This window comes from Kribbella sp. NPDC051718, assembly GCF_040681515.1.
GTDB lineage: Bacteria > Actinomycetota > Actinomycetes > Propionibacteriales > Kribbellaceae > Kribbella.
The window spans coordinates 459,314-471,440 of record NZ_JBFAYZ010000006.1; the positions used below are offsets into that span (position 1 = coordinate 459,314).

The 12,127-nt window shown below is 68.4% G+C and carries 8 protein-coding genes; 4 read left to right on the top strand and 4 right to left on the bottom strand.

The features are described 5' to 3' along the window. Positions 1–117: 117 nt before the first annotated feature. Complete coding sequence (locus tag AB0M15_RS24775) at positions 118–3,576, top strand: S8 family serine peptidase (protein ID WP_363823553.1); 3,459 nt, start codon at positions 118–120, stop codon at positions 3,574–3,576. Here the strand turns inward: AB0M15_RS24775 and AB0M15_RS24780 are convergent. Next, on the bottom strand, positions 3,561–3,773 hold the full coding sequence (locus tag AB0M15_RS24780; RefSeq protein WP_363823557.1) for a hypothetical protein: 213 nt from the start codon (positions 3,771–3,773) through the stop codon (positions 3,561–3,563). The genes AB0M15_RS24775 and AB0M15_RS24780 overlap by 16 nt on opposite strands. A 120-nt stretch (positions 3,774–3,893) precedes the next feature. Here AB0M15_RS24780 and AB0M15_RS24785 point away from each other — a divergent pair, with 120 nt between their 5' ends. Together AB0M15_RS24785 and AB0M15_RS24790 are read left to right on the top strand one after the other, a co-directional pair. After that, positions 3,894–4,718 carry an ATP-grasp domain-containing protein gene (locus tag AB0M15_RS24785; RefSeq protein ID WP_363823562.1) on the top strand — a complete coding sequence of 275 codons (825 nt, stop codon included), beginning with the start codon at positions 3,894–3,896 and terminating at the stop codon, positions 4,716–4,718. A 22-nt stretch (positions 4,719–4,740) separates the two neighbouring features. Beyond that, positions 4,741–7,242, top strand: coding sequence for a DUF3516 domain-containing protein (locus AB0M15_RS24790; protein ID WP_363823566.1), 2,502 nt, complete (start codon positions 4,741–4,743; stop codon positions 7,240–7,242). Positions 7,243–7,244: 2 nt separating this feature from the next. On the opposite strand, the gene fabV is transcribed toward AB0M15_RS24790, so the two are convergent. Both fabV and murA read right to left on the bottom strand, forming a co-directional pair. Beyond that, entirely contained in the window at positions 7,245–8,426 is a 1,182-nt protein-coding gene (gene fabV / locus AB0M15_RS24795) for an enoyl-[acyl-carrier-protein] reductase FabV (RefSeq protein WP_363823568.1), read from the bottom strand. 19 nt (positions 8,427–8,445) lie between these two features. Further along, entirely contained in the window at positions 8,446–9,732 is a 1,287-nt protein-coding gene (gene murA, locus AB0M15_RS24800; protein WP_363823572.1) for a UDP-N-acetylglucosamine 1-carboxyvinyltransferase, read from the bottom strand. 137 nt (positions 9,733–9,869) lie between these two features. Here murA and AB0M15_RS24805 point away from each other — a divergent pair, with 137 nt between their 5' ends. Next, positions 9,870–10,457 carry a cob(I)yrinic acid a,c-diamide adenosyltransferase gene (locus tag AB0M15_RS24805; protein ID WP_363823575.1) on the top strand — a complete coding sequence of 196 codons (588 nt, stop codon included), beginning with the start codon at positions 9,870–9,872 and terminating at the stop codon, positions 10,455–10,457. Here the strand turns inward: AB0M15_RS24805 and sppA are convergent. Then, positions 10,450–12,108, bottom strand: coding sequence for a signal peptide peptidase SppA (gene sppA, locus AB0M15_RS24810; protein ID WP_363823577.1), 1,659 nt, complete (start codon positions 12,106–12,108; stop codon positions 10,450–10,452). The two genes, AB0M15_RS24805 and sppA, sit on opposite strands and share 8 nt — an antisense overlap. Between the last annotated feature and the right edge of the window lie 19 nt (positions 12,109–12,127).

Sequence of the window (12,127 nt, forward strand, 5' to 3'; positions counted from 1 at the left end):
TCCCACCAGAGCCCCTCCCCGATCCGGCCACGGCCCGCCCGGCCGCCGCCGCGCTTCGCCCTGCCCGGTTGCACTTCGTCCTGCCCCGGAAACGCCCATTTCGTGAGGTGAAACCCTTTGTCCCGATATCGAAAGCTGGCCGTCGCGACCGTCGTGTCGCTCGTGGCCGCCGCTTCTTTGGCGGCTCCTGCCGCCGGTATCCAGATCCAACCCAGCGCCGGTACTGACGGAGTCGGCGCTGGGTTGGCGACCACCGTCAACCCCCTCACCATCACCCTCGTCACCGGCGACAAGGTGACCGTCCAGAAGACCGCGACCGGCTACCGCGCCGCCAACGTCCAGCCCGGCCCCGGCCGCGAGGGCATGGCCTTCCACAAGTCCTCCTTCAAAGGCAAGGAACTCGTCGTCCCGCTGGACGCCTTCCCGCTCGTCTCCGCCGGCGTCGTCGACGAGCGACTCTTCGACGTCAGCCTGCTCGCCACCCTCGGCCTGGACGACAAGTCGTCGCCCCGCCTCCCCCTGCTGGTCCAGTACGCCGCCAACGGCGCCGCCCGAGCCGTCCGATCCGCCCTCCCCGAGGGCACGGTCGTCAAGCGCGAACTGCCGATCATCGACGCGGTGGCGATCGGCCAAGAGCGATCGCAAGCCGGCGACCTGTGGTTCAACTGGCTCAACAGCCCACAGGCCAAGCGCAAGACCGGCCTGGCCGGCACCGTCAAGAAGCTCTGGCTCGACGGCGGCGTCACCCCGAACCTCGACCGCAGCATCCCGCAGATCGGCGCCCCGGTCGCATGGAAGGCAGGCTTCACCGGCAAGGGCGTGAAGGTCGCGGTACTCGACTCCGGCTACGACGCGACCCACCCCGACTTCAAGGACCGGGTGATCGCCACCAAGGGATTCACCGCCGACCAGGATGGCAACGTCGACGAGAACGACGTCGTCGATCGGGTCGGTCACGGCACCCACACCGCCTCGACGGTGGCTGGTACCGGAGCCGCTTCGCAAGGGAAGTACAAGGGCGTCGCTCCCGGTGCCGACCTGATGATCGGCAAGGTCTGCGGCGACCGCAACTGCGAGTCGTCCGCGATGATCGCCGGGATGCAGTGGGCCGCGACGTCCGGCGCCAAGGTCGTCAACATGAGCATCGGCGGCGGCCCGAGCGACGGTACGGACATCTTGTCCGAGACCATCAACGAGCTGACGGCTAGTACCGGCACTCTGTTCGTCGTCTCGGCGGGCAACTTCGGCGCCGCGCAGACCGTGTCCACTCCGGCCGCCGCGGACGCGGCCCTCGCAGTTGCCTCGGTCACCAAATCCGACACGCACAGCGAGTTCTCCAGCCAGGGCCCGCGCGTCGGCGACCTGTCGGTGAAGCCCGACATCTCCGCGCCCGGCAGCCACATCGTGGCCGCCCGCGCAGCCAACACGCCACTGGCGCCGTTCGCCATCAACGACTCGTATGCCGATCTGTCCGGTACCTCGATGGCCGCGCCCCACGTCGCCGGCGCCGCCGCCCTGCTCGCCCAGCAACACCCGGACTGGAAAGCCCCGGAGCTGAAGTCGGCGTTGATGGGCTCGTCGGTCGGGCTCGCTGACCAAGGGATCTACACGCAGGGCGCCGGCCGGGTCGACCTCGCGCAGGCGATCAAGCAAGAGGTGCTGGCGATGCCGAGCAACCTCAACCTCGGCCTCCAGACGGCCCCGCACAACGACGACAAGCCGGTCACGAAGCCCGTGACGTACGTCAACCAGAGCTCGCGCCCGGTCCACCTCACGCTCCGGCTCGACGGCGCCAAGGTGTTCCGCCTCGACCGGTCCTCGATCACCATCCCGGCCAACGGCAGCGCTCAGGTGAATGTCACTGGTCGCACCGATGGTCCCGAGGCCGAGGGCGCCTACGCCGCCTGGCTTGTTGCTAGCGGCAACGGTTCGGCGATCCGGACGACGGTTGGCATCGGCAAGCAGGTGTCGACCTATCCCCACAAGGTGGAGATGACCGACTTCTCCGGCGCGCCGGGGACCAACGACGATCTGCATTCAGCCGGCACGTACCTGATCAATGTCGAGCGGCAGGAGGGCTACGTCGTCTCGGCCGGCGAAACCGTCTCGCTGCCGGCCGGCCACTACCTGGTCGACGGCTACGCCGCGACGCGTCGAGAGGATGCGCCCGGCTGGAAGAACCTGACGTACTTCACCGAGGGCGACCTCGTGATCGGCAAGACCGGCCCGGTCGTGCTGGACGGCAGCAAGGCCGCGAAAGTCGGCTACCGCCCGCCGGTCACCGGCGCCACCGTGGCGACCGGTGGGCTCGGGATCAACCGCACGCTCCCCGTCGGGCAGTACATCGGCGGCGTGGGCATCGACGGTGACGGCACCCCGAACATCGTTCCCGAGCTGTACGTCGTGCCGAACAAGACCGGCGACAAGTCGACCTTCAAGGCCTACTCACACGTGGTGTGGGCCGGGGCACCGGACGGTCCGGTCCCGGGCGTCGGCTCCTTCCTGAACAGCCCGTACCTGTACCACGACGTGGCCGTCTGGCCCGGCCGCATTCCCGCCCACCCGTCGGTGATCACCAAGCCCCGCGACTATGCGCACGTCGACGCGTCGTACGCCGGCGAGCCGGGCTTCTACGCCGACAACTACGGCTATCCGACCGATCCGACGCCGGCTGCGGACGGTACCCGGCTGCCGTTGTTCGTGTTCACGCCGACGATCAGCATGACGTTGCCGTTCCGGCGGGACGAGTACTACTCGGCGAAGGGGGTGGCATGGGGCTTCGGCAACCAGGTCTTCAGCTTCGACGAGGAGAACGGCTATGTGTACCGCTCAGTCGTCGAGTCGGAGGCCTACAACCTCGAGGCCGGGAAGACCAGGAAGCTCGACTGGCAACGCGGTGTCTTCGGCCCGAGCCTGCCTGACCCGCGCATCGGCAACCCCGGACGGCCGAAGCTGCCGTGGGTGTCCCGCGACGGCGACAGCCTGAGCGTGTACGTCCCGACCTTCTCCGACGGCGTCCCCAACCGCCTCGGCGACGTCAGCAGCACCTCCGAGCAGACCACCCTCTTCCGCAACGGCCGGCAGATCGCCTCAACGGACTCCATCGCGATCCAAACCTTCGCCCTACCCGCTGCCCCTGCCACCTACCGCCTCTCGAAGGTCGTCAAGCCGGGGCAGGTGTGGACCAAACTGTCGACGGAGATCTCGTCCGACTGGACCTTCAAGTCCCAACGCACCCCTGACGGCGTCGACACCGCCCTACCGCTCCTCAACGTCCGCTACACACCCGCATTGGACGACCGCAACCGAGCCCCCGGTGGCCGCTTCGAGTTCCCGGTCACCGTCCAGACCGCGTTCCTCGCCCCCACCAAGCCGATCGTCTCGCTCCAACTCGACGCATCCTTCGACGACGGCACCTCGTGGCACGCGGCGTCGGTACGCCGTACCGGCACGAACACCTTCCAGGCCGCCGTCACCCAACCGTCCACCGGCTTCGTCACCCTCCGCGCCATCGCCATCGATGCCGCAGGCAACAAAGTCACCCAGACCATCAAACGGGCCTACGAGCTGAAGTAGTCCACCCCTGACACCTGGCGGCTCGCGGCTGAGGGGCTCCGAGCCGCCAGGGCTTCGTTGGTGATCTCCAGGCCGGGGAAGCGGCGGCGCATGGCGGCCGCATAGCGTTCGGCGTAGGCCGCGTCGCCGATGTACTCACCGATCTGGTGTTGCCCGAACCACAGCCGGACCCGGCGCCGGGACGACAGAACTGTCACGCTGCCGAAGCTACAAGCCCCATCGATCAGCAGTGTTTCCGCTGATTACAGCCACAAGTCCTCCCCCAGCCACGCGGAACCAACAGGCGATCCCCCACCAGCCCAGGGACAATTCAGTCCATGCTGCTGGTACCGGGGGATCCGTTGAATCCGCGGCGAGTGGATCCACACTTCGCCCGGGAGGCTGCCGCGGCGCGCGATGCGGGCATCACCGTCGCGCGGATCGATCACGACGCACTCGGGCGGCCGGACGAGGCCGTGGCCGGGGTGCCGGCCGGTGATGACGCGGTCTACCGCGGCTGGATGATGACGGCGGCCGAGTACGACGGGTTCGCCAAGGCGCTCGACGCCCGCCGGGTGACGTTGCGGACCAACGGCGAGGAGTACAAGACCGCCCACGAGCTGCCCGGCTGGTACGACGCACTGCTGCCACTGACCCCGGAGTCGACCTGGACGGACGGGCCGGATCTCGCCGGGCTCGACGCCGTCTGCGACCGGCTCGGCCGAGGCCCGGCGGTACTGCGTGATCATGTGAAGTCGATGAAGCACTACTGGGACGAGGCCGCCTTCATCCCCGAACTGGCCGATCGGGACGCCGTGCACCGGGTGGCGGAGCGGTTCCTCGAGCTGCGGGGTGACTCGTTCACCGGCGGCCTCGTGCTCCGGCGGTTCGAGAACTTCACCGGCGCCGAGGCCCGGACCTGGTGGGTCGGCGGCCGCTGCGTACTGATCACGCCCCACCCCGACACCCCGGACGAGCTGCCCAGGGGACTCGATCTGGTCGAGGTCGAGCCGCTGGTGAGCGATCTGGCGCTGCCGTTCGTGACGGTCGACCTGGTCCGGCGTACCGACGGCGAGTGGCGGATCGTCGAACTGGGGGACGGCCAGGTCAGTGATTGGCCGGCGTCCAGGGATCCTGCTGACCTGATGGCGGGGCTGTTCTGAGCCATGCGGGACAATGGTGGGGATGACGCTCACCGAGAAGCTGCCGGGAACCACCGAAGTCGATGCCCTGTACGACGCCTTTGCCACCTGGGTGGGTGAGCAGGGGATCTCGCTGTATCCGGCGCAGGAAGAAGCGTTGATCGAGGTGATGACGGGGTCGAACGTGATCCTGTCGACGCCGACCGGGTCGGGGAAGAGTCTGGTGGCCACCGGATCGCATTTCGCGGCGCTGGCCAACGGGAAGCGGACGTTCTACACGGCGCCGATCAAGGCCCTGGTGTCGGAGAAGTTCTTCGCGTTGTGTGACGTGTTCGGGGCGGACAAGGTCGGCATGCTGACCGGTGACGCCTCCGTCAACGCGGGTGCGCCGATCATCTGCTGTACCGCCGAAGTACTGGCCAACGTCGCGCTGCGCGAGGGCCGGGCCGCCGATGTCGGTCAGGTGGTGATGGACGAGTTCCACTTCTACTCCGAGCCCGATCGCGGCTGGGCCTGGCAGGTACCGCTGCTGGAGCTCCCCGACGCCCAGTTCATCCTGATGTCGGCGACCCTCGGCGACGTCGAGCGGTTCAAGATCGACCTCAACCGGCGGACCGGCCGTCCGACCGCGATCGTCTCGTCGGCCGAGCGACCGGTGCCGCTGGTCTACAAGTACGTCACCTCGCCGCTGCACGAGACGCTCGCCGAGCTCCTGGTCACCCACCAGTCCCCCGTGTACGTCGTCCACTTCACCCAGGCGTCGGCCCTGGAGCGCGCGCAGGCGCTGACCAGCATCAACGTCTGCACGAAGGAGGAGAAGGACAAGATCAAGGAGCTGATCGGGCACTTCCGGTTCAGCCCGGGCTTCGGCAAGACGCTGCAGCGACTGATCATGCACGGCATCGGCGTCCACCACGCCGGCATGCTGCCGAAGTACCGGCGGTTGGTCGAGCAGCTCGCGCAGGCGGGGTTGCTGAAGGTCATCTGCGGCACCGACACCCTCGGCGTCGGCATCAACGTCCCGATCCGGACCGTGCTGCTGACCGCGCTGAGCAAGTACGACGGCCGTCGGCAGCGCATCCTCAAGGCGCGCGAGTTCCACCAGATCGCCGGCCGCGCGGGCCGCGCCGGCTACGACACCTCCGGCACCGTCGTCGTCCAGGCGCCGGATCACGTGGTGGAGAACGTCCGGCTGATGGCGAAGGCCGGTGACGACCCGAAGAAGCAGCGCCGGGTCCAGCGCAAGAAGCCGCCGGAGGGTTTCGTCACCTGGGGCGAGGACACCTTCGACCGGCTCGTCGCCGCCGACCCCGAACCGCTGCAGTCGCGGATGCGGGTCAGCCATGCGATGCTGCTGAACGTGATCGCCCGCGACGGCGACGCGTTCGCGAGCATGCGGCACCTGCTGCAGGACAACCACGAGGACTCCAAGGCGCAGCTCCGGCTGATCCGGCGGGCGATCCAGATCTACCGCACGCTGCTCACCGCGGGCGTCGTCGAGCGACTCGACGAGCCCGACGAGAACGGCCGGACGCTGCGCTTGACGGTCGATCTGCAGAAGGACTTCTCGTTGAACCAGCCGCTGTCCACCTTCGCGCTGGCAGCGCTGGATCTGCTCGACCCGGAGGACCCGCTGTACGCGCTGGACGTGGTGTCGGTGGTCGAGGCGACGCTGGAGGATCCGCGCGCGATCCTGATGGCGCAACTGCACCACGCCAAGGGCGAGGCCGTGCAGGGGATGAAGGCCGACGGGATCGAGTACGAGGAGCGGATGGAGCTGCTCGACGAGATCAGCTGGCCGAAGCCGCTCGAAGAGTTGCTAGAGGCAACTTTGGAGATCTACCGGCAGACCCACCCGTGGATCGCCGAGGCCGGGCTGTCGCCGAAGGCCGTCGTCCGCGACATGTTCGAGCGGGCGATGACGTTCGGCGAGTACATCCAGTACTACGCGCTGGCGCGCTCCGAGGGCATCGTCCTGCGGTACCTCAGCGACGCGTACAAGGCGCTCCGCCAGACCGTCCCACCGGACAAGGTGAACGAGGACCTCACGGACCTGATCGAGTGGCTCGGCGAGGTCGTCCGGCAGACCGACTCCAGCCTGCTCGACGAGTGGGAGGAGCTGACCAACCCGACGACCGAGGAGGTCGTCGTACCGGTCCTCCAGGGCCCGCGCCGGATCACCTTGAACACAAGGGCTTTCCGAGTACTGGTCCGCAACGCGATGTTCCGCCGGGTGGAGCTCGTCTCGCTGCACCGCTGGGCCGAGCTCGGCCAACTCGACAACGACTCCGGCTGGGACGCCGGACGCTGGGCAGAGGCCGGTACCGCGTACTACGCCGAGCACGACTCCCTACCGACCGGCCCTGCCGCCCGAGGCCCGGCCCTCTTCATCGTCGAGGAGCACCCGGGCTACTGGGAGGTCCAGCAGATCATCGACGACCCAGAAGGCAACCACGACTGGCGAATCACCGCCACCATCGACCTGACCGCCTCCGACGAGGCAGGCGACCTGGTCCTGGAGATGGTGTCGTTCAAGCCCCTCTAGTTTCAGGCCTTTGCAGGCCACTCCACGTCGACCTCTGCGGGGGCTTCGTAGTCCACGCCGGCTACGTCGAAGCCGTAGAGGCGGCGGACCTCCTCGTAGAACCAGACGGTGTCGGCTACCTCTGCGATGTTGTCCTGGGTTGCTGCGTCCCATTGCTTCTTTACGGCACCTTGGACATCCTCGGTCAGCTCCCAGCGGTCCAGGCGGATGCGGCCGTCCTCGTCGAGGTCCAGGGGCTTCTCGCCGGTCAGCTGGTCCCAGAGGGAGATGGACTGCTGCATGGGGGTCTGGAGGTCGTCGCCGAGCACCTTGTGCAGCAGGCTCACGTACAGGCCGATGCCGGGGATCGCGGACGACGCCTGCGTGACTGCTGCGCCGTTGACCGACGTACGGGCCTCTACGCCGTCCCGCTGGCGCAACTCGCTCGCAGTGGCTTCCAGGTGGGCCTTGGCGGCGCCGATCGAGCCCTGGCGGTAGATCGGCCCGGTCAGCTCACTGCCGATGTAGGTCAGGGCGACGGTGCTGAAGCCGTCCTTGAGCAGCTTGCGCTCCTCGAGGGCGTCGACCCAGCGGGCCCAGTCCTCGCCGCCCATGACTGCGACGGTGTCGGCGATCTCCTCGTCGGTGGCGACCTCGATGCCGACCTCCTGGAGCACCGGCTGGCCGTCGTCGTACGCGAGGCTCTTGGTCTCCGCGGCCTGACCGATCGCCTTGATGGCCGACTGGTACGTCGTGTCGGTGCGCGGGTCGACGCGGCGGGGCGCGGCGACGCTGTAGATCAGGTAGTCGACTCCCCCGAACTTCTCCTGCAGCAGATCGAGCACGTCTGCCTTGGTCGTGTCGGCGAAGGCGTCGGCGTTGATGAAGTGGAACGTGCTGCCGACGGTTTCGGCGTACGCGGCGGTGGCGGCGGTGCGGTACCAGCCCGCGGTCGCCGTACGCCGGGCCGGCCCCTTCTCGAAGGAGACGCCGATGCCGTCGATGCCGTAGCGGGCCAGACCGGCGACGGTCGTCGCCAGGCCGTAGCCCGAGCTGGAACCGATCACGAGCGCGACCGGACGCGTCGCCGGCGTCCGCGCCTCGACCTGCTCGGTCAGATCCCGGACGATCTGCTCGCACCCGGCGGGGTGCGAGTCGAGGAAGAGGAAACCGCGGCCGACGGGCTTGATCACACGCTCAGTCATGCGACCGACCCTAAGGCATCTAGTTCCAGTAGAGCTCTGCGTCGTCCGGCTCTACGGTCACGTCGGCGCCCAGGCGGCGGAGATTGCCCGCGAAGTCGGTGTAACCGCGGTGCACGTGGTGGGCCGCTGAGACCAATGTCTCGCCTTCGGCAGCAAGTCCCGCGATGACGAGGGCGGCACCGGCGCGGATGTCGCTGGCGACCACGGGGGCACCGGACAGTCGCGGCACACCCCGTACGACGGCGTGGTGGCCGTCCGTCTGGATGTGGGCGCCGAGCCGGGTCAGCTCCTGGGCGAAGGTGAAGCGCCCCTCGAAGAGGTTCTCGGTGACCATCGCGGCACCGTCACTGAGCGCGTTCATCGCGATCACGAACGCCTGCAGGTCGGTCGCGAACCCCGGGTAGGGCAGCGTGACGACGTCGACGGGCTTGGGGCGGTCGTGCATGACGACCCGGAAGCCCGGATTCAGGATGGTGATCTCGGCGCCGGCCTTGTGCAGCTTGTCCAGCGGGAGTTCGAGGTGCTCGGCGTGACCGTTCGAGATCGTCACGTCACCCTTGGTGATGGCGGCGGCGAAGGCCCAGCTGCCGGAGACGATCCGGTCCGGCACGGTCACGTGATCGACCGGCTTGAGTAGGCCGTCGACGCCGGTGACCTCGATTCTCGGCGTACCGGCGCCGTCGATCACCGCGCCCATCTCGACCAGCATCGCGGCGATGTCCTGGATCTCCGGCTCGCGGGCGGCGTTCTCGATCACCGTGGTGCCCTTGGCGAGCACCGCGGCCATCATGATCGTCTCGGTCGCGCCGACGCTCGGGAAGTCCAGCCAGACCTCCGCGCCGTGCAGGCCCTGCGGCGCCTCGGCGATCACGAAACCGTGCTCGATATGGACTTTCGCGCCCATCGACTCGAGTCCGGCGACGTGCATGTTGAGCCCGCGGGAGCCGATGTTGTCGCCACCCGGCAGTGCCACCTCGGCGCGGCCACAACGGCCCAGCAGCGGGCCGAGCACCGAAATCGAGGCTCGGAGCTTGCGTACCAGCTCGTAGTCGCACTGGTACCCGATCTCGGCCGGTACTGCGATGGTCGCGCTGGCCGAGTCCGCGTCGATCTTCGCCGAGCAGCCGAGGGTGTCCAGCAGCTGGGCCATGAAGGTGACGTCGAGAATGCTCGGCACCTGCCGCAGCGTCGTCGTCCCCTCCGCCAGCAGTGCCGCCGCCATCAGCTTCAGCACGCTGTTCTTCGCGCCCGCCACCTCGACGCTGCCCTCGAGCCGTGCCTCACCTGCTATCCGAAACCGTTCCACCCGCTGACTGTAGGACATGACGGGTCATTCTGCGCAGTCGCGAGCAGGTGCCCACCGGGTGCCGCGCAGCACGCGCAGAATGACCCGTCATGTCCTAAATCTGCTCGGGGTCGCAGGCTTGCGTAGAGTGCCGTGACATGGCTGTGAACTTGACGCGGATCTATACCCGGACCGGAGACGCCGGCGAGACCCGCCTGGGCGACATGAGCAAGGCATCGAAGACCGACCCACGGGTGGTGGCGTACGGCGATGTCGACGAGGCGAACTCCTCGATCGGCGTCGCGATCGCGGCCGGCCACCTGAACAGTTCCCTGGTGCTGCTGCTGACCAGGATCCAGAACGACCTCTTCGACGTCGGCGCCGACCTGTGCAACCCGATCTCCCCCGACCCGGAGTACCCGCCGCTGCGGATCACCCAGGACTACGTCGACCGGCTCGAGGGCTGGTGCGACGAGTACAACAACCGCCTCACCAAACTCCGCTCCTTCATCCTCCCGGGCGGTACGCCGGGCGCCGCGTACCTCAACGTCGCCCGGACAGTCACCCGCCGCGCAGAACGCTCCGCCTGGACCGCCGTCGAAACCCACGGCCCCACCGTCAACCTGCTGGCGATCACGTACCTCAACCGCCTGTCAGACCTACTCTTCATCCTCGGCCGAGTAGCCAACCTGTCCTCAGGCGGCGACGTCCTCTGGGTGCCGGGCGGAGACCGCGACCCTAAGTAAGGCGCCAGGTCATCGGCATGGTGAGGATGCCGGTGGGTGGGAGGCCTAGGGCCGCGTAGATGGTGCTGGTGAGGCCGTCTGCGGTCCAGGACCTCGCTGTGGCCGCCAGGTCGTCCGTGGACTCCGGTGGGCGCAGGCGGTCGATCAGGGACCGGTGAGGCGCTGCGGTGAGGGCGATGTTGTCTCGGTCCAGGCCTGCGCGGTTGCAGGCGATCAGGAGGGCGTGCTCGAAGCCGCCTAGCTCGTCGACCAGTTTGCGGTCGTGGGCGTCGGCGCCGGTCCAGACCCGGCCGCGGGCCAGGGCTTCCAGGTCGGCGACGGGGAGGCCGCGGTCCTGGGCGGCTTTGGCTACGAAGTCCTCGTAGATGCGGTCCAGAGTCTCTTCCAGGCGCTCCCACTGCTCGGTGGTGAACTCCTCCTGGGCGGAGTACATCCGGGCGTTCACACCTTCCGACACAGCCTCTTGGGAGATGCCGATGCGGCCGAGAGCGTCCCGTACTACGCCCTTGCCGGAGAAGACGCCGATGGAGCCGGTGATGGTGCCCGGCTGGGCGACGATGACGTCTGCGGGCATGGCGACGAAGTAACCGCCTGACGCTGCGACGCTGCCCATGGAGGCGACGACTGGGCGGCCGGTGGCCCGCAGGCGGAGTACCTCGTGGCGGATGGCGTCTGAGGCGACGTAGGAGCCGCCTGGGCTGTCTACCCGGAGTACGACGGCCTTGACCTTGTCGTCGTCGGCCACGGCGCGCAGGGCGGCTCCGATGGTGTCCGACCCCGAGCCTGGGCCGCCGATGGGTCCGCCACCCGAGTTGCGGCCGACGCTGATGCCTCCGCTGATCCGGATCACGGCCACTACGGGCTTCTGCGGCCAGGGGAGGTTCTTGCGCACCTCCTGGAGCGTGCGGGGCCCGCGGCGGACGTACCGCTCGGCCAGGAGCGGGGTGGTCTCCCCCAGCCGCTTCTCCAGCGCCTCGTACACATCGGACCGGTAGCCGAGCTGGTCGACGAGACCAGCCTCACGTCCGGCGTCCGCTGACAGAGGCGCGTCGTCCACCAGCTCCCGCACCTTCGCAGGCTCTAGCCGGCGCCGTACTGCGATGCCCTCGACGATCTGCTCGTACGCCGACTCCGCCAGCCGCGACGCCATCTCGCGGGCCGGCCCGGACATCTCCTTCTCGGTGAAGGTCTCCACCGCCGACTTGTACTCCCGGCGCCGGCCGAACTGCGGAATCACCCCCGCCTTGTCCAGCGCCCCCTTGATGAACGTCGCCTGGATGGACACCCCGGTGATCGCCAGATCCCCCGACGGCTGCACCCAGATCTCGTCGAACGCGGTCGCGAGGTAGTACGGCACGGTCCCGCCGCCGATCTCACCGAACGACTCGGTCCAGGCGACCGCACCCTTCCCCGACGCCCGGAAGTCGGCCACAGCCTCCCGCAGATCCTGTACCTGAGCCAGCGACAACGCCGGTCCACCCAGGTGCGCGACCAGCCCGACCACCTGGTCGTCCTCGGCGCCCTTGCGCAGCGCCCGCACCAACTCCCGCATCGTCGGCAGGTGCCGAGCCCGGAAAGCGGCCAGAGGCGAAGCAGGCGGAGTCTCCAGGACCCCACGCGTCAGATCCAGTTCCAGCAGAATGCCCGTCATGTATCGACCCTAGACCGAT

Bases quoted from the DNA above. Each gene is read 5' to 3' on its own strand.
- AB0M15_RS24785 (WP_363823562.1), top strand. From the start codon at position 3,894: ATGCTGCTGGTACCGGGGGATCCGTTGAATCCGCGGCGAGTGGATCCA.
- AB0M15_RS24790 (WP_363823566.1), top strand. From the start codon at position 4,741: ATGACGCTCACCGAGAAGCTGCCGGGAACCACCGAAGTCGATGCCCTG.
- fabV (WP_363823568.1), bottom strand. From the start codon at position 8,426: ATGACTGAGCGTGTGATCAAGCCCGTCGGCCGCGGTTTCCTCTTCCTC.
- AB0M15_RS24805 (WP_363823575.1), top strand. From the start codon at position 9,870: ATGGCTGTGAACTTGACGCGGATCTATACCCGGACCGGAGACGCCGGC.
- sppA (WP_363823577.1), bottom strand. From the start codon at position 12,108: ATGACGGGCATTCTGCTGGAACTGGATCTGACGCGTGGGGTCCTGGAG.